Source organism: Aquabacterium sp. (assembly GCF_035476535.1).
Taxonomy (GTDB): domain Bacteria; phylum Pseudomonadota; class Gammaproteobacteria; order Burkholderiales; family Burkholderiaceae_C; genus Pseudaquabacterium.
The window spans coordinates 1-24,176 of record NZ_DATILJ010000209.1; the positions used below are offsets into that span (position 1 = coordinate 1).

The following is a 24,176-nucleotide window of genomic DNA, read 5'->3' on the forward strand; positions in this document are numbered from 1 at the left end:
CCCTTCAGCGAGGGGTAGAAGGCCAGGCCATAGGGCGTTTCGACCAGTCGCACGGTGCCGAGCGCGGCACCGGCGCCCTGCTTTTCCGCCATGCTGACAGGAACGCTGGTTTCCGCAGCAAAGGCCGGCGTACCGGCAACAAGGCCGGCGGCGAGGATCAAGGCAAATCTCAAGGCAGTCTCCTGGAAGACGAAGGGGCATTGGGGGGGCCATCATGCCCGAAGCCGTGCCGTGCCCGGGCGTCACGGCGGCGCACTGTTCGGAGGGCGACGCTGGGCAGCGCATACTGGCGCATGGCCATCTCGCACGCCCTCCCGTTGCAGCCCATCGACGTTCAGCCACTGGGTGATCGCCTGCCCAGTGAAAAGTCGGTCGCGCTGTTCAAGTCCGAAGACCTGGAAGTGATGCGCATGGTGCTGCTGGCCGGCAAGTCCTTGCCAGTGCACCAGGTACCCGGTGAAGTCACCATCCATTGCATCGAGGGCCGGCTCGACGTCACGGCCGAGGGCGCCAGCCACGTGCTGGCCGCCGGCCAACTGCTGTTCCTGCCCGGCGATCTGCCGCATGGCGTGATCGCGCTGGCGGACTGTTCTGCGCTGGTGACGATCGTGCTGCGCAAGTAGCGCGACCTTGCGCTCACCTGCGCGTTCACATCCGCGCCAACACCCGGTCGACCATCACACCGGACTGGCCCAGGTAGTTCGCCGGATCCAGCAAACGCTCCAGCGCCGCGCGGTCGACATGGCGCTGGACCTCGGGGTGCTCGGCCAGAAGATCGATCAGCGGGCGCTGCTTGGCCAGCGATTCGCGGCACAGGTCATACACCAGGTCGTGCGCGTACTCGCGGCCGATGTAGGGCCCCAGGCCCATCATCACCGCCTCGCTCATCACCAGGCCGCCGGTCATGTCGATGTTGCGCCGCATCGCCTCGGCATCGACCTGCAGGCCCTCGAGCACGAAGCGGGATTGCTTCAGTGCGCCCGCCATCAGGCAGAAGGATTCGGGCAGCACGATCCATTCGATCTCCCAGGGTCCGGTGCTGCGCTCGTGGTCGGCGACCATCGCATCCATCAGCGCCGCGGCATGCTGGCGCACGACGCTGATCGCCGCATGGATGTAGCAGCTGCTGATCGGGTTGCGCTTCTGCGGCATCGTGCTGCTGGAGCCGCGGCCATGGTGGTAGGGCTCGAAGACTTCGCCAACTTCTGTCTGCATCATCAGCTTGACGTCCATGCTCAGCTTGCCCAGCGTGCCGCCGATCAGGCCGAGCACCGCACCGACTTCGGCAATGTTGTCGCGGATGGTGTGCCAGGCGATCACCGGCCGCTGCAGGCCCAGTTCGGCGCACAGGCCCGCCTGCGTCTCCATGGCGCCGGTTTCCAGCGAAGCCAAGGTACCGGCGGCGCCGGCGAATTCGCCGACCAGCACGCGTTCCTTCAGCTGCGCGATGCGTTCGCGGTGCCGCAGGATGGCCGACAACAGCCCCGCCATCTTGTAGCCGAAGGTCACCGGTATCGCCTGCTGCAGGTTGCTGCGGCCGATCATCGGCGTCAGCCGGTGTTCCTTCGCGAGTTTGGCCAGCGCGTTGGCGATCGCTTCCAGCTCATCATCGACCAGTTGCAGCGCCTCGCGGATCTGCAGCACCGTGGCGGTATCGGTGATGTCCTGCGTGGTGGCGCCCCAGTGCACGTACTCACCGAGCTTGTCGCGGCACAGCTGGTTGATCTGCGTCACCACGCCGAGGATGGGGTAGCCGATGCGCTCGGTCTGCTCGCGCAGCCGAACCATGTCGATCTGCTCGATGTGGCAGTGGCTGACGATCTCGTCGCAGGCTTCCTGCGGGATCAGGCCGAGCCGGGCCTGCACGATGGCCAGTGCCCGTTCGATCTCCACGTACTTGGCGGTGCGGTTCTCGTCGGACCAGACCTGGCGCATCGGTTCGCTGCTGAAGATGCCCTGGAAGATGCGGGAGTCGATGATGCTGGCGGCCATGGAGGGCTCCTGGTTCCTGTAAGTGGGGTGGCGATCGGGCTGCGACGAGCGCCTCAGCGCAGCGTGGCGACGGCGTCCATCGTCAACCAGCCTTCATGGTCCTGGGCCCAGAGCCTGACGGTCTTGCCGTCGTCCTGCAGCTGGCCGTTGACGCGGAACGGGTGCAGGTCGAAGGTCGGCCGCACCGCCTTGAAGCGGAAGCTCGCCACATCGGCCTGCGGCAACTGGCGCCGCAGCAGGTCCATCAGCAGCGTGGCGATCAGCGGGCCGTGCACGATCAGGCCCGGGTAACCCTCGACCTCGGTGACGTACTTGCGGTCGTAGTGGATGCGGTGGCCATTGAAGGTCAGCGCCGAGTAGCGGAACAGCAGCACGTCGTCCGGCACGATCTCGCGACACCATGCCGCATCGGCCGGCGCGGCCTGCGGCGGCGGCTCGACATCGCCGGGCTGCCGCGCCGCGCGGTAGACGATGTCGTGGAACTCGACGATCGCCGGCTCGGTGGCGCCGTTGCAGCGCAGCTCATGCCGCACCTTGACGAAGACCAATGGCCCGGTGCGGCCTTCTTTCACCGTGACATCGGCAATCGTCGAGCGGCGCTCGACCGCATCCCCCACGCGCACCGGCGCGCGGAACTCGAACTGGCTGCCGGCCCACATGCGGCGCGGCAAGGGCACCGGCGGCAGGAAACCGCCGCGCCGGGCATGGCCGTCGGGGCCGATCTCGCTCTGGGCATGCAGCGGCAGGAAGTACAGCCAGTGCCACAGCGGCGGCAGCGCGGCGCCGGCGGGCACCGGCATCGCCGGGTGGTCCAGCGTGGCGTTCAAGGCCTTCATCGGCGTGGCGCCGATGTGGTCGAGCACGGTTTCGCTGCGGCCGATCCAGGCCGCCAGTTCGCTCAGGGGTAGGTTCATCGGGGTCTCTCCGGGTCTGCGAAGGGGGCCGGCGGCGGCGGCTTCAGTCGGCCGTGAGTTTGGCGCGCTGCACGACACCCTTCCACTTGACCAGTTCCGACTTGACCAGCGCACCGAACTGCTCGGGCGTGCTGGTTTCGACATCGGCGCCGTGGTCTTCGATGCGCTTGATGATCTCCTTGTCGTTCAGCACCTGGTTCAGCGCCTTGTTCAGCTGCTCGATGACGGGCTTGGGCGTCTTGGCCGGCGCGAAGAAGCCGTACCACTGCTGCACATCCACGCCGTCGACACCGGCCTCCTTCAGCGTCGGCACATCCGGCAGCAGCGCCGAGCGCTTCGGCCCGGCCACCGCCAGCGCCCTGAGTTTGCCGCTCTTCACATGCGGCAGCGCGGTGAAGAAACTCGGAAACATCAACTGCGTCTGGCCGCCCAGCGTGTCGCTGACGGCGGGCGCCGCGCCCTTGTACGGCACGCCGATCATCGAGACGCCGGCATTGAGCTTGAACAGCTCGGCCGCGAAGTGCGGTGCGGTGCCGTTGCCGGCCGAGGCATACATGTACTGGTCGGGCTTGGCCTTGAGCTGCGCGACCAGTTCGCGCACGTCCTTGAACGGCGCCGACGGCGTGGCCACCAACAGCGTGGGCGAGTAGCCCACCAGGCCCACCGGCGCGAAATCGGCCACCGGGTCGTAGCGCAGCTTCTGCAGCGCCGGGTTCATCGCATGCGTGGCGATGTAGCCGAACATCAGCGTGTGGCCGTCGGGCTGGGCGCGCGCCACGAATTCGCTGGCGATGGCGCCGGCGGCGCCGGCGCGGTTGTCGATGATCACGGTCTGGCCGAGCAGCGGGCCCAGCTTCTGCGCGATGGTGCGCGCCATCGCGTCGTTGCCGCCGCCGGCCGCGGTGGGCACGACGATGGTGATGGTCTTGTCCGGGTAGGCCATCGCGGCGGGGGTCGCAACGGTCAGCGCGGCGGCCAGGGCCGGGGCAATCAGGTGCTTCATGGGTTTGTCTCCTGCGGTCGGGTTCGAGAACACGTAATCGGGGATGTGCAGGTCGCCCTGCAGAATCTTTCGGGCAGTGCGCACCAGCGCGGCCCGCTGGATGCGGGCTTCGCTGCCCTCGCCTTCGATGGCCACTTCCACATCGATGCGGCCTTGCGGATGCAGCACAGCCACGTTGCGGGCACCGGCGCGCATCACCGCAGCGCTGGCCACCGTGCCCGGCAACGCAAACGCGGTGGCCACGCCGATGGCACCGGTCACCGCATGCGAGGCATGGCAGCGCCGCGGCGTGAAATAGCGCGAGGTGATGCTGTGATCGTCGTCGCCGGCGCTGGCGATCACCGGCTTGGGCACCACGCTGTCGGACACATCGCCCAGGCCCATGCGTTCGCCGGCCAGGCGCCGGATGTGCTCGATGCGCGCCAGCAGCGCGCGGTCGCCATCCAGCTCGGTGGGCGATTCGCGGCCGCTCAGGCCCAGGTCCCGCGCCCTCAGGATGACCAGCGGCATCGCCGCGTCGATGCAGGTCACGTCCAGGCCATCGATCACGTCGATGCGCTGTCCGGTCGGGAATACCGAACCGGTCACCGAGCCCCAGGCATCGAGGAAGTTCAGCCGGATCGGCGCCGCGGTACCGGCCACGCCATCGATGCCGGTCTGGCCTTCGTAGATGACGCGTCGATTCGGCGTCAGCACCGTGACCTCGATGCGTGACTTGGTGTTCACGTTGAAAACCCGCACCGTGGTTTCGCCGTCCTGCGCCGCGACCAAGCCCTGCTCGATGGCAAAGGGCGCGACGCCGGACAGCATGTTGCCGCAGTTCGGCCGCGTGTCGACCGACTTCTGGCCGACGCCGACCTGGGCGAACAGGTAGTCCACATCGCAGTCCGGCTGCGACGAGCGCGAGACGATGGCCACCTTGCTCGTCAGCGTGCTGCCGCCGCCGACGCCGTCGACCTGCAGCAAGTCCGACGCGCCGATCGCGCCGATCAGCGCCTCGTCGCGCGCCACTTCGTCCTGCGGCAGCCAGTCACGCAGGAAGAACGGGCCACGGGAGGTGCCGGCACGCATCAGGACACAGGGGATGACTCGGTTCATGGGTCTCATCTTCAGCGGATTGATTGCGCTAGTGAATTGCATCTTTCGGAACGATTGATCGACAATCGGCATCAATTCCACTCCCACCGCAAGCACCGTGGCCATCAACTTCGACCTGAACGACCTGCTGGCCTTCCGCGCGGTGGCCGAGCTGAACAACTTCCGCAAGGCCGCCGAATCGGTGCACCTGTCGCAGCCGGCTTTCAGCCGCCGCATCGACAAGCTGGAGCAGGCGCTGGGTGTGCGCCTGCTCGAACGCACGACGCGGCGCGTCTCGCTCACCACCGTGGGCCGCGACTTCGAACGCAAGGTGCGCGAACTGCTGGACGAACTGGACACCACGCTGCTGGGCATCCGCGGCGTCGCGGCCACGCGCATGGGCGAGGTCACGGTGGCCTGCGTGCCGTCCACCGTCTACTACTACCTGTCGCAAGTGATCCGCCGCTACCACCAGCAGTGCCCGAAGGTGCGGGTGAAGGTCTTCGATGCCGGCGCCAACGAGGTGCTGGCCGCGGTGGCCCGCGGCGAAGCCGACTTCGGCCTCAACTTCATGGGCGCGCAGGAAGGTGAGCTGGACTTCACGCCGCTGCTCGAGGAGCGCTTCGTCGCCGCCTGCAGGCGCGACCACCCGCTGGCCAAGCTCAAGCGCGTCAGCTGGGCCCAGCTGGCCGAGCACGACTTCATCTCGGTCAGCCGATCGTCCGGCAACCGCCTGCTGCTGGAGCAGGCGCTGGCCGGCGTGCCGAACCGGCCGCAGGCGATCTACGAGACGCAGCATGTCACCACCATGCTGGGCCTGGTCGAAGCCGGGCTCGGCGTCGCCGCGGTGCCGGCCATGGCGATGCCAGGGCCCGAGCATCCGCTGCTGGTCAGCGTGCCGCTGGTCGACCCGGTGGTCACGCGCAAGATCGGCCTGATCCGGCGGCGCGGCCGTTCGCTGTCGCCGGCGGCGCAGCAGCTCTTCGACCTGTTCGGCGAGGTGAAGAAGAAGGCGCGGCCGCGCAAGCTTTGATGCACCGATCGGATCAATCGATCCCAATTCAGCAATTCACGGCATCAGCGTCGGGGGGCAGCATCCGGGCCGGATTCAGTGTGATCACAAACCCCGGAGACAAACCCGATGAACCCGAAACTACTGACGCTGTGCGCCGCCGCCTGCGCCTGCACCACGCCCGCCTGGGCGCAGGGCAGCGTGACGCTGTCCGGCGTCGTCGACCTCGCGGCGCGCCGCGTCAGCCATGACGGCACCGGTTCGCTGACCGCGCTGGTCAGCGGCTCGAATGCCAGCAGCCGGCTGGTCTTCAGCGGCAAGGAAGACCTGGGCGGCGGCCTGAGCGCCGGCTTCCACCTGGAGCATGGCTTGCTGGCCGACACCGGCCTGCCGGCGTCGGCCAAGTTCTTCGACCGCCGCTCGACGGTGAGCCTGGCCAGCCAATCGCTGGGCGAGCTGCGCCTCGGCCGCGACTTCGTGCCGTCCTACAGCAACTGGAGCCGCTATGACCCGTTCGGCTACGTCGGCGTGGCGCGCTCGGCCAACCTGGTGTCGGCCACGCCGACCGGGCCGATCCGCGCAGCGTTCGGCAGCAATGCCAACACCACCGTGCGCTCGGACAACGGCGTGCAATGGCTGCTGCCGGCCGGGCTGGGCGGCCTCGAGGGCGGTGCGATGTTTGCGCCCGGTGAAGGCGGCGCCGTGGCCAGCGGCCTGGCCCGGCTGACGGGGCTGCGCGTGGGCTATGCGAACCAGGCCTTCAGCGTCTCGGCCGCCACCACCCGTTCCAAGAACAGCCAGACCACCGCGGGCAGCTTCCGCGACAGCGCGGTCGGCGGCAGCGTGGAATTGCACAGCGTGCGCCTGTCGGCCGCCTGGCGCGAGTTCCGCTACGACAGCGCGAAGCAGCTGCTGTGGATGCTGGGCGCGGTGGCCACGTTCGGCCTGCACGAAGTCAAGGCCTCATGGATCCGGAGCGAGCACCAGGGCCAGGTCGGCGGTGCCTCGATCGCCGGTACCGATGCCACGCAGATCGGCCTGGGCTACGTCTACAACCTGTCCAAGCGCAGCGCGCTGTACGCCACCGTGGCGCGCATCTCGAACGACGGTGCGGCACGCTACGTGATCTCCGACGGCCCGTCCGGCATCAGCGCGGGCGGACGCTCACGCGGGTACGAAGCCGGCGTGCGGCACCGGTTCTGACCTGGGGTCCGCACCAGCGGCCGCTCAGCAGCGCCGGCTGCGGCAGGGCAAATCAGGAGCTGCTACCTGCTTCGGCCCGCAGGCCTGGCGCGCCTGCGTTGGTCAGGGCATCGCGAGACCGTCGATGCGGTCCAGCCGCAGCACGATCTTGCTGTACTGCTGGCTGCGCAGCTCCACCGTCTGGCCGGCTTCGATCTTGACCACGGCACCGCCGATGGCCTGGCCGCCGACGTAGACCAGAATGCCCTTCTTGCTTTCCTGCGCCGCAGCGAGCGCCTGTTCGATGCCCTTGTTGACGTCGGCCGCCTGGGCCGGCTGCTGCAGCGTGCACAGCGTGCCGGTCAGCAGTGCGGCCAGACTGGCCTGGCGCAGCAGGCGGCGGTGGGGGGTCTTCATGGTTGGGCTCCTTCGTGGGATATGGCAGGGTCAACGGCCGCCATCATCGCGACGCCCTGTTGCAAGCCGGCTGCGGCGCCCGGGCGGGTGGTTTCAATCGTTGCTCAGCGCGGCATCCGCCGGCGCGTTGGGCGCGGCGCGATCGTGACGCCAGCGACGCCAGGTGTTGCGGCCGGCGCGCTTGGCGTCGTACAGCGCCACGTCGGCGGCCTTGTACAGGCTGTCGGGCGTGTTGCCGTCGTGCGGGCACAGCGCCACGCCGATGCTGGCACTGGTCTGCAGCGGCGGCCCGGTCCACAGCAGCGGCTCGGCCAGCCGCTCCAGCATGCGCTGGCACACCGGTCCGATGGCCTCGGCGCTGTGCGCTTCGGCCAGCAGCACCGCGAATTCGTCGCCGCCCAGGCGGGCCACCAGATCCCCTTCGCGCACAACGGCCTGCAGGCGCTGTGCGGCGGCCACGAGCAGCGCGTCCCCGGCGTCGTGGCCCAGCGTGTCGTTGATCTGCTTGAAGTGGTCGAGGTCCACCAGCGCCAGGGCAAACACGCCATGGCCGCGCTGCACCTGCGCGTTGCGGCGGCGCAGGTCGTCGTTGAACATGCGGCGGTTCGGCAGGCCGGTCAGCGCGTCGAAGTAGGCCATGTGCTCCAGCTGCCGCTGGCTGCCGCGCAGCTGCTCGCCGCGCTGCTCCAGCTCGGCGGTGCGCTCGGCCACCAGGCGCTGCAGCTGGCGCTCGCGCCGCCGCAGGTACATCACCCGGCCCTGCATCAGCGCGCCCAGCAGGCCCAGCAGCAACAGGCCCGCGACCAGGCGCACCAGCAGATGCTGGTGCCAGGCGGGCTCGACACGCAGCGGCAGCGCCACGGTGCGCGCCGACCAATGGCCCTCGGGGCCGGCACCCCGCAGCTCCAGCGTGTAGTCGCCCGGCGGCAGGTTGGTGTACGAGGCGAGCCGGCGCGTTGCCGGGGTGGCGATCCATTCGTCGTCGAAACCGCGCAGCCGGTAGGCATAGCGGTTGTCGGCCGGCGCGCTGTAGTCGAGCACGGCGAACTCCACCATCAGGCTGGGGTCGCGCGCGCTGACGCGCAGGGGCTCGAGCGGCCGGTCGGCCACCGCTCCGGCGACCGGCGCGGCATTCAAGCGGCCCGGCGGCATGGACCGGCCACCGACGGTGATTTCGGTCACCACCACCGGCGGCTGGCCGCCCGGCGGCAGCAGGCGCTCGGGGTGCACCACGACCAGGCCGCCCTGGCCGCCGAACAGCAGTTCACCGCTCGGCAAGGCTGCGCCGGCATTGGTCCAGAAGGTCATCACGCCCAGGCCTTGCGCCCGGCCCAGCACCCGCACCGTGAGCTGCTGCGCGTCGATGCGGGCCAGGCCGCCGTCGGTGCTGGCCCAGACATGGCCGCCGGCGTCGGCCAGCAAGGCGTCGACGCCGTTGTGCGGCAGGCCGTCGCGAGTGCCCAGGCGGCGGAACAGCCGCTGCCCGGCAGCATCCCGGCCCTGCTCGATCTGGATGCCTCGCCCGAAGGTGGCGACCCACAGCCGCTCCTGGCGGTCGGTCAGCAAGGCGCTGATGTGGCCGCCGGGCAGGCGGGTCTTGTCAGCCGGGTCGGCCGGCAGGCGCTCGACCTCGCCGCTGCTGCGGTCCACTCGCACCAGGCCCGTGCGCGTGCCGACCCACAGGGCCGAGCCGGCGCCGGCGTGCAGCACGGTCACCCGCGCATCGCCCAGCTCGCCGGCGCCGAGATGGCGGCGGGCCTGCGGCAGGCCCTGGGGATCCAGCTCCAGCAGCCACAACCCGTCCGTGCCGCCCAGCCACAACCGCCCCTGATCGAAATACAAGGCCCACACGGCGTCGGTGTCGCGGCGGCCGGCCACCGTCAGGCGCTGGACACGGCGGCCATCGGCGCTGGCGCGGTACAGGCCGCCCTGCGTGCCCAGGTAGACGGTGGCATCCGGGGCCTGGGCCATGCCGATCACCCGGCCTTTGGGCAGGCTGGTCTGCGGGCGCTCGGGATCCGGCCTCAGCCGGCCGACGCGGCCGGCGACCGGGTCCAGGATCTCCACGCCGCCATCGCCGATGCCCACCCACACCCGCCCGTCGGACAGCGCCAGCAGCGAGGGCAGGTTGGCATGGCCGATCATGCGCTCGGGTCCGGCAAACAGCGTGTCAATGCTGCGCTGGCGCGGATCATGCCGGCTCAGCGCTCTGTTGCTGCTGACCCACATCACACCGCTGCGGTCGCGGTAAAGCACCGCGATGTCGTCGTCGGCCAGGCTGGCGGGCTGGGTGCTGTCGTGCCGCTCGCGGCGGGTCTGGCCGCTGGCGACATCGAAGCGCACGATGCCGCCGCCATCGGTGCCGAACCAGATCTCGCCGGCGGTGGCCTCGCTGATCGACAGCACCGTGTCGCTGCGCAGCCCGTCCACGCGGCCGGCCTCGCGAACGGCATGGGCCTGGGCCCGGGCCTGCCCGGCTTCGACCATAAAAGCGCCGTGCCGCCGGGTGCCGATCCAGAGGCGGCCTGCACCGTCCTGGTGCAGCGCGATGACCACCGGCGTCGGGCCTTCGCGGGTCTGCAGCGGCACCGGTTCGAAGCCGGTGGCGCCGGGCGCGCGACGCAGCAGGCCGCTGCGCGTGCCGACCCACAGCGCGCCCTGGCGGTCCGTCAGCAAGGCGTGAACAGGGCGATTGGGCAGCGGCCCCGTCGCCTGGCTGACGCGGCCGCTGTCGAAGTCCAGGTGGTTCAGGCCGGCGCCGGTGCCCACCCAGAGCCCGTGGCTGCCGTCGGCGGCCAGCGCAGTGACGTTCGCATCGCCCAGCCCGCCGGGACCGACCGCCACGGCGGCGAAGTTGTCGTCACGCGGCTCGTAGCGCGCGAGGCCGCCGGCGCTGGTGCCGACCCACAACCGGCCTCGCGCGTCGACATGCAGCGCCTGCACGAAATTGTCCGGCAATGCGCCTGGCGTGCCGAGGTCCGGCACGTGGGCGCGCCAGCGCAGCCCGTCCCAGCGCGCCAGGCCGGTCTGGCCGCCGACCCAGAAGAAGCCCTCGGCGTCCTGGACCAAGGCCGATGCACCGGCCGCCGCGGACTCACTCAGGTGCTGGAACGCCCGATCGCCCGGCAGCTGCCAGCGGACCGGCGTTTCGCCCAGCGCAGCGCCGGCTGCTGCCCATACCCCGGCCAGCAACAGCAGCAGCGCGAAGCGAAGGCAGCGGCGCAACATCAAAGGACTCCATGCAATCGTGACCGGCTCGAAACCCGAGCATGGCCCTTGCAGTGTCTTCGACCGTGGCGGGTCGGACTTGAGGCGGCCGCAGCCGCTGTGGTCGGTGCTCAGTGACGGAATGCAGTCGACCAGCAGGCGATCAGTTCACGCAACCCAGCGCCGCGCATTGGCGAACATGCGCGTCCACGGGCTGGGCGCCGACACGTCGCCAGGCGTCCAGCTCATCAGCACATTGCGGAAGACCCGCTCGGGGTGCGGCATCAGCGCGGTGAAGCGGCCATCGGGCGTGGTCACCGCCGTCAAGCCGTCCGGGCTGCCGTTCGGGTTGAACGGGTAGGCCTCGGTGGCCTGGCCGTGGTGGTCGACGAAACGCATCGCGCGCCGCACGCTCGCGGCGTCGCCGCGCTGCGAGAAGTCCGCAAAGCCCTCGCCGTGCGCCACCGCGATCGGCAGCCGGCTGCCGGCCATGCCGCTGAAGAAGATCGACGGGCTGTCCAGGACTTCGACCAGGCTCAGCCGGGCCTCGAACTGCTCGCTCTTGTTGCGCGTGAACTTCGGCCAGGCCTGTGCGCCGGGGATGATGGGCGACAGCGCGGCCATCATCTGGCAGCCGTTGCACACGCCCAGCGCGAAGGTGTCCTGACGCGCAAAGAACGCGGCAAACTGCTCTGCCAGCACTGGATTGAACAGCACCGAACGCGCCCAGCCTTCGCCGGCGCCCAGCGTGTCGCCATAGCTGAAGCCGCCGCAGGCGATGAAGCCGATGAACTGGTCCAGCCTGGCGCGGCCGGTCTGCAGGTCGGTCATGTGCACGTCGAAGGTGTCGAAGCCGGCCTGCGCCATCGCATAGCTCATCTCCACATGCGAGTTGACGCCCTGCTCGCGCAGGATGGCCAGCTTGGGCCGGGCGCCGTGCACGAAGGGGGCGGCAACGTTCTCTGCAGGATCGAAGCTCAGGTGCAAGTGCAGCCCGGGGTCTCCAACAGTGCCGATCGCCGCGTGCTCGCTGTCGGCACACGCCGGGTTGTCGCGCAGCCGGGCGATACGCCAGCTGACTTCGTCCCAGGCCTGCTGCAACGTGCGCAGCGGCGCGCTGAACTGTGCCTTGGTGTCGCGCCACACCTCGACGACGGCGCGCTCGTTGGTCTTGCCGACGACATGGCTGTGCTTGCTGAGGCCGTGGCTGCGCAGCACGGCCATCACCGCGTCGCGCTGCGCGCGGGACACCTGGATCAGCGCGCCGAGCTCCTCGTTGAACAGCGCCTTCAGCATCAGCTCATTGCGGCGTTCGCTGACCTGACTGGCCCAGTTCTTCGAATCGCCGAACTCGGCGCGGCTGTCGCTGATGCCGTCGCCTTCGGTGACCAGCAGGTCGACGTTCAGGCTGACGCCCAGCTGGCCGGCAAAGGCCATCTCGCACACCGCCGCCCACAGGCCACCGTCGCTGCGGTCGTGGTAGGCCAGCAGCTGGCCTTGCGTGCGCAGCTGGTTGATCGCGGCGACCAGTGCTTTCAGCTGCGCTGGATCGTCGAGGTCCGGCACGCCATCTTGCGCGGGACAGCCGAACTGGTTCAGCACCTGCGCCAGCATCGAGCCGGCCATGCGATTGCGGCCCTGCCCCAGGTCGATCAGGATCAGCGTGGTGTCGCCGGACTGCAGCTGCGGCGTCAGCGTGCCGCGCACATCGGCCAGGCTGGCGAACGCGGTGACGATCAGGCTGACCGGGGCGGTGACCTGCTTCGTTTCGCCGTCTGCGGACCAGCGTGTGCGCATCGACAGCGAATCCTTGCCAACGGGAATGCCGATGCCCAGCGCCGGGCAGAGCGCCATGCCGACCGCCTTGACCGTGTCGTACAGCGCGGCGTCTTCACCGGGCTCGCCGCAGGCGGCCATCCAGTTCGCGCTGAGCTTGATGCGCGACAGCTCGATCGGCGCGGCCAGCAGGTTGGTGATCGCCTCGCCGACGGCCATGCGACCCGAGGCCGGCGCGTTGACCGCGGCCAGCGGCGTGCGCTCGCCCATGCTCATCGCCTCGCCGCGGAAGCCGGCGTAGTCGGCCAAGGTCACGGCGCAATCGGCCACCGGCACCTGCCAGGGGCCGACCATCGGATCGCGGTGGTTCAGGCCGCCCACGGTGCGGTCGCCGATGGTGATCAGGAAGCGCTTGCTGGCCACCGTGGGGTGGCGCAGCACGCTGAAGGCCACCTCGTCGAGCTTGACGCCGGTGAGGTTCAAGGCGGCTTCGCTGCGTGCCACGCGCTGCACATCGCGGTGCACCTTGGGCGGCTTGCCGAGCAGCACGTCCATCGGCATGTCGATCGGGCGATCACCGCTGGGGCCTTCCTCGAGGATCAGTTCCCGCTCATCGGTGGCCACGCCGACGATCGCATACGGGCAGCGCTCGCGCTCGCACATCTGCTGGAACAGCGGCAGCAGGTCCGGGTTGATCGCCAGCACGTAGCGTTCCTGGCTTTCGTTGCACCAGATCTCTTTCGGTGCCAGGCCGGTTTCTTCCAGCGGCACCTTGCGGATGTCGAAGCGCGCACCCTTGCCGGCGCCGTCGACCAACTCGGGGAAGGCATTGCTGATGCCGCCGGCGCCGACGTCGTGGATCGCGACGACCGGGCTGTTCGCACCGAGCGCCCAGCAGTGGTTGATGACCTCCTGCGCGCGGCGCTGGATCTCGGGGTTGCCGCGCTGCACCGAGTCGAAGTCCAGCGCGGCGGTGTTGGTGCCGGCCGCCATCGAGCTGGCGGCGCCGCCGCCCATGCCGATGCGCATGCCCGGGCCGCCCAGCTGCACCAGCAGCGTGCCGGCGCCGAAGGGCAGCTTGTGCGTCTGGTCGTGGTTGATGGTGCCCAGGCCGCCGGCGATCATGATTGGCTTGTGATAACCCCGATAGACGCCGGCCACGGCTTGTTCGTAGACGCGGAAGTAGCCGCCGAGGTTGGGCCGGCCGAATTCGTTATTGAAGGCCGCGCCGCCGAGTGGACCCTCGGTCATGATCTGCAGCGCGCTGGCGATGTGCTCGGGTTTGCCGATGGGGCTGCGCTCCCAGGGTTCGGCCAGGCCGGGCAGGTGCAGGTTCGACACGCTGAAGCCGGTCAGCCCCGCTTTGGGCCGGGCACCGCGGCCGGTGGCGCCTTCATCGCGAATCTCGCCGCCGGCACCGGTGGAAGCGCCCGGGAACGGCGAGATCGCCGTCGGATGGTTGTGCGTCTCCACCTTCATCAGCACATGCGCCGTCTCGGCGCGCGGGCCGTAGGGCGGTGCATTGGTGAAGCCCTGCGGCAGCCAGCGCTCGACCGGGCCGCCTTCCATCACCGCGGCGTTGTCGGAATAGGCCACCACGCTGTGCTGGCCCGACAGCTTCTCGGTGTTGCGGATCATGCCGAACATCGACAGCGGCTGTTTCGCGCCATCGATCGTGAAATCGGCATTGAAGATCTTGTGCCGGCAATGTTCGCTGTTGGCCTGCGCGAACATCATCAGCTCGACATCGCTGGGGTTGCGCTGCAGGCCCTGGAAGGCGGTGACCAGGTAGTCGATCTCGTCGTCGCTGAGCGCCAGGCCGAAGGCCGTGTTGGCCTGAACCAGCGCCGCCCTCCCCTGCCCCAGCACGTCCACATGTGCCAGGGGATCGGCCTGCTGGGCATCGAACAGGTGCACCGCGGCTTCACGTTCGAAAGCCACGCTTTCGGTCATGCGGTCGTGCAGCAGCGCGGCGCAGGCCTGCAGTTCGTCGCTGCCCAAAGGCTTGCCGGCACCGCCCAGCAGGCCGGTCTTCAGCTGGATGCGGTACTCGGTGACGCGCTCCAGCCGATGCACGCCGAGGCCGCAGTTGTGCGCGATGTCGGTGGCCTTGCTGGCCCAGGGCGACACGGTGCCCAGCCGCGGCATCACGACAACCAATTGGCCCTCTGCCCCGCCTTCGTAGGCATCACCGTAGCGCAGCAGAGCGGCCAGTTTGTCTGCGTCGGGTGCGGTGTCGCTGATCACCCAGTGCACATGGCGCGCGACGAGGCCCGTGATCCGCGGGCTGATGCCCTGCAAGCGCGGCAGCAAGGCCTGGGCTCGGAAGTCGGACAGGGCATTACCGCCCTCGAAATGCAGCAGAGATTTGGCAGTGTCCGCCATGGTGATGCCCGGGGAAACCTTGGATTCTAAGTTGAGGTGGGATAATTTCCGGCTATGTCGATCACCCTCAAGACCGCAGCCGACATCGAAGGCATGCGCATCGCCGGACGCCTGGCCTCCGAAGTCCTGGACATGCTGACACCGCATGTCAAGCCCGGCATCAGCACCGAACAGCTGGACAAGCTGGCGCACGACCACATCGTGCAGGTGCAAGGCGGCATCCCCGCACCGCTGAACTACGCGCCGCCGGGCTACATCCCGTACCCGAAGTCGATCTGCACCTCGATCAACCACCAGGTCTGCCACGGCATCCCGAATGACCGGCCGCTGAAGAACGGCGACATCGTCAACATCGACGTCACCGTCATCAAGGACGGCTGGCATGGCGACACCAGCCGCATGTTCGTGGTCGGCGAAGGTTCGATCGCCGCGAACCGCCTGTGCAACCTGACCTACGAAGCCATGTGGAAGGGCATCGCCAGGGTCAAGCCCGGCGCGCGCCTGGGCGACATCGGCCACGCCATCCAGACCTTCGCCGAGAACCAGGGCTTCTCCATCGTGCGCGAGTTCTGCGGCCATGGCATCGGCCGCAAGTTCCATGAAGAGCCGCAGGTGCTGCACTACGGCCGCCCGGGCACGCTGGAAGAGCTGGTGCCCGGCATGGTGTTCACCATCGAGCCGATGGTCAATGCCGGCCGCCGCGAGATTCGCGAGATGGGCGACGGCTGGACCATCGTGACCAAAGACCGCTCGTTGTCGGCGCAGTGGGAGCACACCATCGTCGTCACCGAGACCGGCTACGAGGTGATGACGCTGTCGGCCGGCTCGCCACCGCCACCGGCTTTCATTGGCTGACCCTCACCGAAGCCCGCTGTGCTGACCGCTGTACTTGATGCGCCGCCTAGCGGCGGTGTGGCCGCGCTGCGTGCACGCTTTCGCGATGGCAAGAAGGCGCTGATCGCGCACTTCCTGCAGTCGCGCGCCAGTGCGCCGGCCGCTACGCGCATGATCAAGGCGCTGACGCGCCACGTCGACGGCACGCTGGCCGACCTGTGGCGCAATGCCGCGATGCCGCCCGGCGCGGCACTGGTGGCAGTGGGCGGCTACGGCCGCGGCGAGTTGTTCCCGCATTCGGATGTCGATGTGCTGGTCCTGCTGCCGGTGGGCGTGCCCACCGATGCCTTGCGCGCATCGGTCGAAGGCTTCATCACCGCCTGCTGGGACATCGGGCTGGAGATCGGCTCGTCGGTGCGCACCGTCGATGAATGCGTGGCCGAGGCCAAGGCCGATGTCACGGTGCAGACAGCCTTGCTCGAGTCGCGGCTGATCTGCGGCGCCAAGCGGCTGTGCGTCGATTTCAAGCGGGCCACGGCCGCGGTGATGGACCCCGCCGCCTTCCTGCGCGCCAAGACGCTGGAGATGCGCCAGCGCCATGTGAAGTACGAGGACACGCCCTACTCGCTGGAGCCCAACTGCAAGGAAAGCCCGGGAGGCCTGCGCGACCTGCAGGTGGTGATGTGGGTGGCACGTGGCGCCGGGCTCGGGCGCAGCTGGAGCGAGTTGGCGGCCAACGGGCTGATCACGCCGTTCGAGGTCAAGCAGCTGCAGCGCAACGAGGGCACTTTGAAGGTGATCCGCGCGCGGCTGCACGCCGTGGCGGGCCGGCGCGAAGACCGGCTGGTGTTCGACCTCCAGACGGCCGTGGCCGAAAGCTTTGGCTACCAGGCGAGCCGCGCGCAGCGCTCGTCCGAAGTGCTGATGCACCGCTACTACTGGGCGGCCAAGGCGGTGACGCAGCTGAACCAGATCCTGATGCTCAACATCGAGGAACGCATCAACAGCTCCGAAGCCGCGCCGATGCGCGTGATCGACGAGAACTTCCTGGACCGCGGCGGCATGCTCGAAGTGGCGCGCGACGACCTCTACGCCGAGCAGCCGCACACCATCCTGCAGACCTTCCTGGTGTTCCAGCAGAGCCCGGGCATCAAGGGCTTGTCGGCGCGCACCTTGCGGGCGCTGTACAACGCCCGCAACGTGATGGATGGGCAGTTCCGCCAGGATCCGGCGAACCGCGCGCTGTTCATGCAGATCCTGCGCCAGCCGCAGGGCATCACCCATGCGTTCCGGCTGCTGAACCAGACCTCGGTCCTGGGCCGCTACCTGTGGGTCTTCCGCCGCATCGTCGGCCGCATGCAGCACGACCTGTTCCACGTCTACACGGTGGACCAGCACATCCTGATGGTGCTGCGCAATGTGCGGCGCTTCTTCATCCCCGAGCATGCGCATGAGTACCCGTTCTGCTCGCAGCTGGCCAGCGAGTGGGACAAGCCGGAGATCCTGTACGTCGCGGCACTGTTCCACGACGTGGCCAAGGGCCGTGGCGGCGACCACTCGGACCTCGGTGCGGTCGAGGTCCGGCGTTTCTGCCGCGACCATGGCATCGATCGCGAGGACACCTCGCTGATCGAGTTCCTGGTCAAGAACCACCTGACGATGAGCACCGTCGCGCAGAAGGAAGACCTGTCGGACGCCGATGTGATCCGCGCCTTCGCGCTGAAGGCCGGCAATGTGCGCCGGCTCACTGCGCTGTACCTGCTGACGGTGGCCGACATCCGTGGCACCAGCCCCAAGGTGTGGAATGCCTGGAAGGGCAAGCTGCTCGAAGACCTGTACCGCATCACGCTGCGTGCGCTGGGCGGCGCCAAGCCCAACCTCGATGCCGACCTGGAAGCGCGCAAGCAGGAGGCGCGGCAGCTGCTGGCGTTGCACTCGGCGCTGCCCGGCACCGAAGGCCCGCTGTGGAAGACGCTGGAGCTGAGCTATTTCGCGCGGCATGACGCGACCGAGATCGCCTGGCATGCCCGTTCGCTGTGGCGGCACATCGAGGCCACCGAGCCGGTGGTGCGCACGCGCCCGTCGCCGGTCGGTGATGGCCTGCAGGTGCTGGTGTACTCGCCCGACCGGCCCGACCTGTTCGCCCGCATCTGCGGCTATTTCGATGTCGCCGGCTTCTCGATCCAGGATGCCAAGATCCACACCAGCCGCACCGGCTATGCGCTGGACACCTTCCAGATCGTGCGTTATGGATTCGAAGCCGACCAGGCCGGCTACCGCGACCTGATCTCCTTGATCGAGACCCAGCTGACCTTGGCCCTGGCCAGCACCGGCCCGCTGCCCGAGCCCAGCCGCGGCCGGGTATCGCGGCGCGTCAAGTCCTTCCCGATCACGCCCCGCGTGTCGCTGCGACCCGACGAGCGCGCGCAGCGCTGGTTGCTGTCGGTCAGTGCGAGCGACCGCTCCGGGCTGCTGTATGCCATTGCGCGCGTGCTGGCCCAGCACCATGTGAACCTGCAGCTGGCCAAGGTGACGACGCTCGGCGAGCGCGTGGAAGACACCTTCCTGATCGACGGCCCCTCGCTGCAGCAGACCCGGGCCCAGTTGCAGATCGAGACCGAACTGCTGGATGCGCTGACTCCGTCGCGCTGAGTCGGCCCCACCACCGCAGTGCAGATCCGGACCCTGGGTTCAGTGGGCCTGCCGCGCCAACCGGGCGCCAGGACGGCGCGTTATTCTTCAAGCGACATGGCGTCGCGGAGCGAAAACCTGATGAAACCGAGCTTGCGCACGGCGCTGTGCACCCTGGTGATGGCCTCGCTGCTGCCCAGCGCGTGGAGCGGGCCGCTGATCGATGCGATCAAGGAGCGGCGCGAAAAACGCCGCGAAGCAGCAGAAGCCGCCGAAAGCAAGACCAGCACCGACGAGTTGGACAGCAGCGACAGCGAAACCAAATCCAGGCTCGCGTTGCCCAGCGGCGCACGGGCCTTGATGGACCAGCGCTACGGCCCGGACGGCGCCCACAAGCTCGATGTCTACATCCCGAATGGCGCCAAGGGTGCGCCGATCCTCTTCATGGTGCATGGCGGTGCCTGGATGGTGGGCGACAAGGCGGCATCGAAGGTGGTCGCCAACAAGGTCGCACGCTGGCTGCCCAAGGGCTATATCGTCGCTTCGGTGAACTACCGCATGTCCCGCCAGCCCAAGGTGATGGATCAGGTCGACGACGTGGCGCGGGCGCTGGCCTTTGTGCAGAGCCACGCCGCCGACTGGGGCGGCGACGGTGCGCGCGTGCTGGTGCTCGGGCATTCGTCCGGCGCCCACCTGGTGTCGCTGCTGGCCTCCGACAGCAAGCTGGCCAGCCAGCAAGGCGCCAAGCCCTGGCTGGGCACGGTATCGCTGGACAGTGCGGCATTCAATGTCGTCGACATCATGAGCAGCAAGCACTATGGCTTCTACGACCGCGTGTTCGGCAAGGAGCGCGAATTCTGGGAGCAGGCCTCGCCCTACTACCGGCTGACGGGCGCACTGGCCAGCCCGATGCTCATCGTCTGCTCGGCCCGGCGCAGCGACTCCTGCCCGCAGGCCCAAGCCTATGCCGGCAAGGCCAGCGGGCTGGGCAGCCGCGTCACGGTGCTGCCGGTGGACCTCGCCCACGGCGACGTGAACGGCCAGTTGGGCACCGCGGGCGACTACACCACGCGGGTCGAAACCTTCATGCGCGGCGTCGGGCTGCCGTGACGCGACACGGCAAGCGCCTCATTTACCCCATGTGCATGCCGCCGTTGCAGCTGAAGTCGGCACCGGTCGAGAAACCGGAATCCTCGCTGGCCAGCCAGGCAACGATCGAGCCGATTTCTTCCGGCATGCCCAGGCGCTTGACCGGAATCGTCGCAACGATCTTCTCCAGCACCTCGGGCTTGATCGCACGCACCATGTCGGTACCGATGTAGCCCGGGCTCACGGTGTTTACCGTCACGCCCTTGGCCGCCACTTCCTGGGCCAGGGCCATCGTGAAGCCGTGCATGCCGGCCTTGGCGGCCGAGTAATTCGTCTGTCCGGCCTGGCCCTTCTCGCCGTTCACCGACGAAATCTGGATGATGCGGCCCCAGCCCTTTTCCACCATGCCCGGCACCACCTGCTTGGTGACGTTGAACATGCTGTTCAGGTTGGTGTCGATGACCGCCTTCCAGTCGTCGGGCGTCATCTTCAGGAACATGCGGTCACGGGTGATGCCGGCGTTGTTCACCAGCACATCGATCGCGCCGTGTTCGGCCACCGCCTTGGTGAAGGCCGCCACCGTCGAATCCCAGTCGGCCACGTTGCCGACCGAGGCGTGGAAGGTGTAGCCCAGCGCCTTCTGCTCATCGATCCATTTCTGGTGATCGCGGCTCGGGCCGCAACCGGCGATGACCTTGAAGCCATCCTTGGCCAAACGGTGGCAGATCGCCGTACCGATACCGCCCATGCCGCCCGTCACATACGCTACTTTTTCTGCCATGGTCTGCTCCTTGAGATGCTGTTGAGTGAGGGTCCGGGGTCAGCGTGACCCGAAGCCGCGCAGCGGTCAATCGGGTTCGCCCTGCCCAGGGCCCGTGGGTTGCGATGGATCAGCGTTCGACGGTCAGTGCCACGCCCATGCCGCCGCCGATGCACAGCGAGGCGATGCCGCGCTTGGCGTCGCGCTTCTGCATTTCGTGCAGCAGCGTCACCAGGATGCGACAGCCCGAGGCGCCGATGGGGTGGCCGATGGCAATGGCGCCGCCGTTGACGTTGACCTTGCTGGTGTCCCAGCCCATTTCCTTGTGCACCGCGCAGGCCTGCGCAGCGAAGGCTTCGTTGATCTCCAGCAGGTCCAGGTCGGCGGGCTTCCAGCCGGCGCGCTCCAGGGCCTTGCGCGCTGCCGGCACCGGGCCCATGCCCATGATCGACGGGTCCAGCGCCGCGCTGGCGTAGCTGGCAATGCGCGCCAGCGGCTTCAGGCCCAGGGCCGCGGCCTTGGCGGCGCTCATCACGACGACGCCGGCGGCGCCGTCGTTGAGCCCCGAGGCATTGCCGGCCGTCACGCTGCCGGCCTTGTCGAAGGCCGGGCGCAGGCCGGCCAGCGCTTCGGCGCTGGTCTTCTTGTTGATGAATTCGTCGGCAGCGAAGACGATCGGGTCGCCCTTCTTCTGCGCGATGCTGACCGGCACGATCTCGTCCTTGAAGCGCCCGCCTTCCTGCGCGGCGGCCGCCTTCTGCTGCGAAGCCAGCGCCAGTGCATCCTGCTGCTCGCGCGTGACGCCGTACTGCTTGGCCACGTTCTCGGCGGTGATGCCCATGTGGTACTGGTTGTAGACGTCCCACAGGCCGTCGGTGATCATCGAATCGATCATCTTCCAATCGCCCATGCGCTGGCCGTCGCGCGAGCCCATCAGCACGTGCGGGGCCAGCGACATGTTCTCCTGGCCGCCGGCGATGACAATCTCGCTGTCGCCGTCGCGGATGGCTTGCGCGGCCAGCATCACCGCCTTCAGACCGGAGCCGCAGACCTTGTTGATGGTCATGGCCGGCACCGACAGCGGCAGGCCCGACTTCACCACCGACTGGCGGGCCGGGTTCTGGCCCGAGCCCGCGGTCAGCACCTGGCCGAGGATGACTTCATTGATCTGCTCGCCGGACAGGCCGCTGCGCTCCAGCAAGGCCTTGATCACGGTGGCGCCCAGTTCGGGCGCTGCGGTCTTGGAAAGCGTGCCGCCGAACTTGCCGACGGCAGTGCGGGCAGCGGCGACGATGACGATATCTGTGCTCATGGAAGTCTCCTGCAAAGGAAGTGAATCTGTGGATCAAGCTTTCTGCTTGACGTAGCGACCCGGCGCGGGTTCGATGGATTTGAACTGACGGCTGCCATACGACTTCGGCACAGCAATTGTCTTGCCTGCGTGGCCCTTGAGCCAGCCGGCCCATTCCGGCCACCAGCTGCCGGGCTTTTCAGTGGCGCTGGCGAACCAGTCGTCGGCGCTGGCCGGCAATTGGTCGTTGACCCAGTGGCTGCGCTTGTTCTTGCTGGCCGGGTTGATGACGCCGGCAATGTGGCCCGAAGCACCCAGCACGAAGCGGATCTTGCCCTTCAGCACGCCGGTGCTGGCATAGGCCGCCGGCCAGGGCACGATGTGGTCTTCACGCGAGCCGTAGACGAACACCGGGGCCTGGATGGCGCCCAGGTCCAGCGGCTCGCCGCAGACCGTGAGCTTGCCCGGAACCTTCAGCGAGTTCTCAAGGTAGGTGTTGCGCAGGTACCAGCAGTACATCGGACCCGGCAGGTTGGTGGAATCGCCGTTCCAGTACAGCAGGTCGAAAGGCGGCGGCGCCTCGCCTTTCAGGTAGTTGCCGACGACGTAGTTCCACACCAGGTCATTCGGCCGCAGCAAGCTGAAGGTGGTGGCCAATTCCTTGCCCTTGAGCAGGCCGGGCCCGTTGGGCGCCTGCGGTCCGAGGGTCATTTCGCGCAAGGCCACGGAGGCCTCGTCGACGAAGACATCCAGGATGCCGGTGTCGCTGAAATCGAGCAGCGTGGTCAGCAGCGTCACCGACTGCGCGGGGTGTTCGCCACGGGCGGCCAGCACCGCCAGGGCCGTGGCCAGGATGGTGCCGCCGACACAGAAGCCCAGCGTGTTGATCGTCGGCGCATCGGTGATGGCCTGCACCACTTCGATGGCCTTGATCGCGCCGTCGGCGATGTAGTCGTCCCAGGTCTTGTCGACCAGGGACTGGTCGGGGTTGCGCCAGCTGACGACGAAGACGCGATGACCCTGCTCCACCGTGTAGCGGATCACCGAGTTCTCGGGCTGCAGGTCGAGGATGTAGTACTTGTTGATGCACGGCGGCACAAACAGCATCGGCCGCTCGAAGACCTTGGCCGTCAGCGGCTTGTATTCGATCAGCTGGAACAGCTCGTTCTCGAACACCACGGCGCCCTCGCTGGTGGCCACGTTGCGGCCGACCTCGAATACGCTCTCGTCGGTTTGCGACACATGGCCCTTGCCGATGTCCTGCCACAGTTGCTGCACGCCGTGCGCAATGCTCTCGCCGCGCGTGTCCAGCGCCTTGCGCATGGCTTCCGGGTTCAGCGCCAGATAGTTGGCCGGGCTGGCGGCGTCGACCCACTGCTGCACCGCGAAGCGGACGCGAGCCTTGGTCTTGGCGTCGCCCTGCATGCTGTCGGCCATCTGCATCAGCGTGCGCGCATTCAGCAGGTAGGTCTGCGCGGCCATGGCAGCCACCGGGTTCTCGGCCCAGGCCTGGTTGGCAAAGCGCTTGTCACCCAGCGGCTTGGCCGGCGCCTTGTCCTGCGCGCCACCCAGCGCGCTGTTCCACAGAGCCGTGGCCTGCGCCAGGTAGTCCGCCTGCAGCTTGCTGAGCGAGTCGATCGGCAGGCTCAGGCCGGTCATCGTCTTCATGACCTCGCCCATGACATTGCCGAGGGCCTGCGCGCCCGCGAGGGCGGTGTCACTCGTGGCGTCGAGCGGGGTGGTGGAACTGGGCTGGGTCTTCATGCGTGTCTCCTCGCTGCGGTGCGAAGCCGCATGGACAGTGTGCGATGCTGCGTGCAGCGCGTCACGTTATACGGGCACGAGCTTACCCTAGGATAACAAGCTTTTCGATACGCGATATTGCTTACCACGATTTGAAATGCACATCGTTGCCCTTGCCTGGATGTTCGTGGTGCTGCTGCTGAGCCTGGCCGAGGCCACGTCGCCCCAGGGCACGCTGCTGGGCGCCTTCTTCACGCTGTTGTTGTACGGTGTGCTGCCGCTGTCCATCGTCTTGTACGTCATGGGCACGCCGATGCGTCGGCGCGTGCGTCAGGCGGCCGAAGCAGGCGCCGAGTCAAGCCCGCAAGGCGATGGCGGCGGCCAGGCGGCCGGTGATGCGGTCGCGCCGGAACGAAAAGAACCTTGACGCATCTTCGACGGTGCACCAAGTGCCGCCGCTGACGGCCGGTACCCCTGCGGCGGCCATCCGGTCGCGCGCCAGCTGCGGCAGGTTGGCCAACCAGCGCATCTGGCCATCAGCGCGCGCGCGCGGCACGAAGCGGCCGGCATCCGGTGATTCGACGCGGGCCCCGAAGGCCTGCAACACATCTGCACCGACCTCGAACTGCCGCGGCCCGATGCAGGGGCCCAGCCAGGCCAGCAGGTCCGCCGGCGCGCAGCCTGTCGCCTGGCACAGCGCCCGCACGGTGTTCTCGATCACCCCCGCCGCCAAGCCGCGCCAACCGGCATGCGCGGCACCGACCGCCCGGCCGTCGCGGCTGCACAACAGCACCGGCAGGCAATCGGCCACCAGCACGGTGCAGGCCAGGCCGGGCGTGGTGCTGACGCTCGCGTCGGCGCGG

At 68.4% G+C, this 24,176-nt stretch carries 17 protein-coding genes; 7 read left to right on the forward strand and 10 right to left on the reverse strand.

The features are described from left to right. Positions 1–293 precede the first annotated feature (293 nt). Positions 294–623 (forward strand): cupin domain-containing protein, encoded by a 330-nt coding sequence (locus VLK61_RS20630; RefSeq protein WP_325423511.1) that lies wholly within the window; start codon positions 294–296, stop codon positions 621–623. A 25-nt stretch (positions 624–648) separates the two neighbouring features. Here VLK61_RS20630 and VLK61_RS20635 read toward each other — a convergent pair whose 3' ends face one another. Genes VLK61_RS20635 through VLK61_RS20645 form a run of 3 tightly spaced genes read right to left on the reverse strand, consistent with a single transcriptional unit; the run spans position 649 to position 5,007 of the window. Further along, a complete protein-coding gene (locus VLK61_RS20635) occupies positions 649–1,992 on the reverse strand; it encodes a class-II fumarase/aspartase family protein (RefSeq protein WP_325423512.1) in 1,344 nt (447 codons plus the stop codon). 53 nt (positions 1,993–2,045) lie between these two features. Then, positions 2,046–2,906, reverse strand: a complete 861-nt coding sequence (locus tag VLK61_RS20640; RefSeq protein WP_325423513.1) for an FAS1-like dehydratase domain-containing protein — start codon at positions 2,904–2,906, stop codon at positions 2,046–2,048. Positions 2,907–2,949: 43 nt separating this feature from the next. Next, positions 2,950–5,007: a 4-oxalomesaconate tautomerase gene (locus VLK61_RS20645; protein WP_325423514.1), complete on the reverse strand. Its 2,058-nt coding sequence runs from the start codon at positions 5,005–5,007 to the stop codon at positions 2,950–2,952. A gap of 97 nt (positions 5,008–5,104) precedes the next feature. On the opposite strand from VLK61_RS20645, the gene VLK61_RS20650 reads away from it, so the two are divergent. Together VLK61_RS20650 and VLK61_RS20655 are read left to right on the forward strand one after the other, a co-directional pair. Then, positions 5,105–6,019 (forward strand): LysR family transcriptional regulator, encoded by a 915-nt coding sequence (locus tag VLK61_RS20650; RefSeq protein WP_325423515.1) that lies wholly within the window; start codon positions 5,105–5,107, stop codon positions 6,017–6,019. Positions 6,020–6,127: 108 nt separating this feature from the next. Beyond that, positions 6,128–7,201, forward strand: a complete 1,074-nt coding sequence (locus tag VLK61_RS20655) for a porin (RefSeq protein ID WP_325423516.1) — start codon at positions 6,128–6,130, stop codon at positions 7,199–7,201. A gap of 102 nt (positions 7,202–7,303) precedes the next feature. On the opposite strand, the gene VLK61_RS20660 is transcribed toward VLK61_RS20655, so the two are convergent. The 3 genes from VLK61_RS20660 to purL all read right to left on the reverse strand — a co-directional run bounded on the left by VLK61_RS20660 (position 7,304) and on the right by purL (position 14,965). Continuing rightward, positions 7,304–7,597, reverse strand: coding sequence for a hypothetical protein (locus VLK61_RS20660; RefSeq protein WP_325423517.1), 294 nt, complete (start codon positions 7,595–7,597; stop codon positions 7,304–7,306). A 93-nt stretch (positions 7,598–7,690) separates the two neighbouring features. Then, positions 7,691–10,825: a diguanylate cyclase domain-containing protein gene (locus VLK61_RS20665; protein ID WP_325423518.1), complete on the reverse strand. Its 3,135-nt coding sequence runs from the start codon at positions 10,823–10,825 to the stop codon at positions 7,691–7,693. A 147-nt stretch (positions 10,826–10,972) separates the two neighbouring features. Next, positions 10,973–14,965 (reverse strand): phosphoribosylformylglycinamidine synthase, encoded by a 3,993-nt coding sequence (gene purL, locus VLK61_RS20670; protein ID WP_325423519.1) that lies wholly within the window; start codon positions 14,963–14,965, stop codon positions 10,973–10,975. Between the two features lie 54 nt (positions 14,966–15,019). Here purL and map point away from each other — a divergent pair, with 54 nt between their 5' ends. From map to VLK61_RS20685, 3 genes are all read left to right on the forward strand, one after another. After that, a complete protein-coding gene (gene map / locus VLK61_RS20675; protein WP_325423520.1) occupies positions 15,020–15,820 on the forward strand; it encodes a type I methionyl aminopeptidase in 801 nt (266 codons plus the stop codon). Between the two features lie 18 nt (positions 15,821–15,838). Further along, positions 15,839–18,451, forward strand: coding sequence for a [protein-PII] uridylyltransferase (locus VLK61_RS20680; RefSeq protein WP_325423521.1), 2,613 nt, complete (start codon positions 15,839–15,841; stop codon positions 18,449–18,451). Positions 18,452–18,571: 120 nt separating this feature from the next. Then, positions 18,572–19,540: an alpha/beta hydrolase gene (locus tag VLK61_RS20685; RefSeq protein ID WP_325423522.1), complete on the forward strand. Its 969-nt coding sequence runs from the start codon at positions 18,572–18,574 to the stop codon at positions 19,538–19,540. Positions 19,541–19,562: 22 nt separating this feature from the next. Here the strand turns inward: VLK61_RS20685 and phbB are convergent, their stop codons facing one another. The 3 genes from phbB to phaC form a co-directional block, all read right to left on the reverse strand. After that, the gene (gene phbB, locus VLK61_RS20690) at positions 19,563–20,300 is read right to left on the reverse strand and encodes an acetoacetyl-CoA reductase (RefSeq protein ID WP_325423523.1); all 738 of its coding nucleotides are present in this window, start codon (positions 20,298–20,300) and stop codon (positions 19,563–19,565) included. 109 nt (positions 20,301–20,409) lie between these two features. Continuing rightward, the gene (locus tag VLK61_RS20695) at positions 20,410–21,591 is read right to left on the reverse strand and encodes an acetyl-CoA C-acetyltransferase (protein ID WP_325423524.1); all 1,182 of its coding nucleotides are present in this window, start codon (positions 21,589–21,591) and stop codon (positions 20,410–20,412) included. A 33-nt stretch (positions 21,592–21,624) separates the two neighbouring features. Then, the gene (gene phaC, locus VLK61_RS20700; protein ID WP_325423527.1) at positions 21,625–23,250 is read right to left on the reverse strand and encodes a class I poly(R)-hydroxyalkanoic acid synthase; all 1,626 of its coding nucleotides are present in this window, start codon (positions 23,248–23,250) and stop codon (positions 21,625–21,627) included. A 220-nt stretch (positions 23,251–23,470) separates the two neighbouring features. Here phaC and VLK61_RS20705 point away from each other — a divergent pair, with 220 nt between their 5' ends. Beyond that, positions 23,471–23,740, forward strand: coding sequence for a hypothetical protein (locus VLK61_RS20705; protein WP_325423525.1), 270 nt, complete (start codon positions 23,471–23,473; stop codon positions 23,738–23,740). On the opposite strand, the gene pgeF is transcribed toward VLK61_RS20705, so the two are convergent. Further along, on the reverse strand, positions 23,669–24,176 hold a 508-nt coding region (gene pgeF / locus VLK61_RS20710), incomplete at its 5' end, for a peptidoglycan editing factor PgeF (RefSeq protein ID WP_325423526.1). The genes VLK61_RS20705 and pgeF overlap by 72 nt on opposite strands.

Bases quoted from the DNA above. Each gene is read 5' to 3' on its own strand.
- VLK61_RS20665 (WP_325423518.1), bottom strand. From the start codon at position 10,825: ATGTTGCGCCGCTGCCTTCGCTTCGCGCTGCTGCTGTTGCTGGCCGGG.
- VLK61_RS20635 (WP_325423512.1), bottom strand. From the start codon at position 1,992: ATGGCCGCCAGCATCATCGACTCCCGCATCTTCCAGGGCATCTTCAGC.
- purL (WP_325423519.1), bottom strand. From the start codon at position 14,965: ATGGCGGACACTGCCAAATCTCTGCTGCATTTCGAGGGCGGTAATGCC.
- VLK61_RS20630 (WP_325423511.1), top strand. From the start codon at position 294: ATGGCCATCTCGCACGCCCTCCCGTTGCAGCCCATCGACGTTCAGCCA.
- phbB (WP_325423523.1), bottom strand. From the start codon at position 20,300: ATGGCAGAAAAAGTAGCGTATGTGACGGGCGGCATGGGCGGTATCGGT.
- VLK61_RS20660 (WP_325423517.1), bottom strand. From the start codon at position 7,597: ATGAAGACCCCCCACCGCCGCCTGCTGCGCCAGGCCAGTCTGGCCGCA.
- map (WP_325423520.1), top strand. From the start codon at position 15,020: ATGTCGATCACCCTCAAGACCGCAGCCGACATCGAAGGCATGCGCATC.
- VLK61_RS20685 (WP_325423522.1), top strand. From the start codon at position 18,572: ATGAAACCGAGCTTGCGCACGGCGCTGTGCACCCTGGTGATGGCCTCG.
- VLK61_RS20655 (WP_325423516.1), top strand. From the start codon at position 6,128: ATGAACCCGAAACTACTGACGCTGTGCGCCGCCGCCTGCGCCTGCACC.
- VLK61_RS20640 (WP_325423513.1), bottom strand. From the start codon at position 2,906: ATGAACCTACCCCTGAGCGAACTGGCGGCCTGGATCGGCCGCAGCGAA.
- VLK61_RS20645 (WP_325423514.1), bottom strand. From the start codon at position 5,007: ATGAACCGAGTCATCCCCTGTGTCCTGATGCGTGCCGGCACCTCCCGT.
- phaC (WP_325423527.1), bottom strand. From the start codon at position 23,250: ATGGGCGAGGTCATGAAGACGATGACCGGCCTGAGCCTGCCGATCGAC.
- VLK61_RS20695 (WP_325423524.1), bottom strand. From the start codon at position 21,591: ATGAGCACAGATATCGTCATCGTCGCCGCTGCCCGCACTGCCGTCGGC.
- VLK61_RS20705 (WP_325423525.1), top strand. From the start codon at position 23,471: ATGCACATCGTTGCCCTTGCCTGGATGTTCGTGGTGCTGCTGCTGAGC.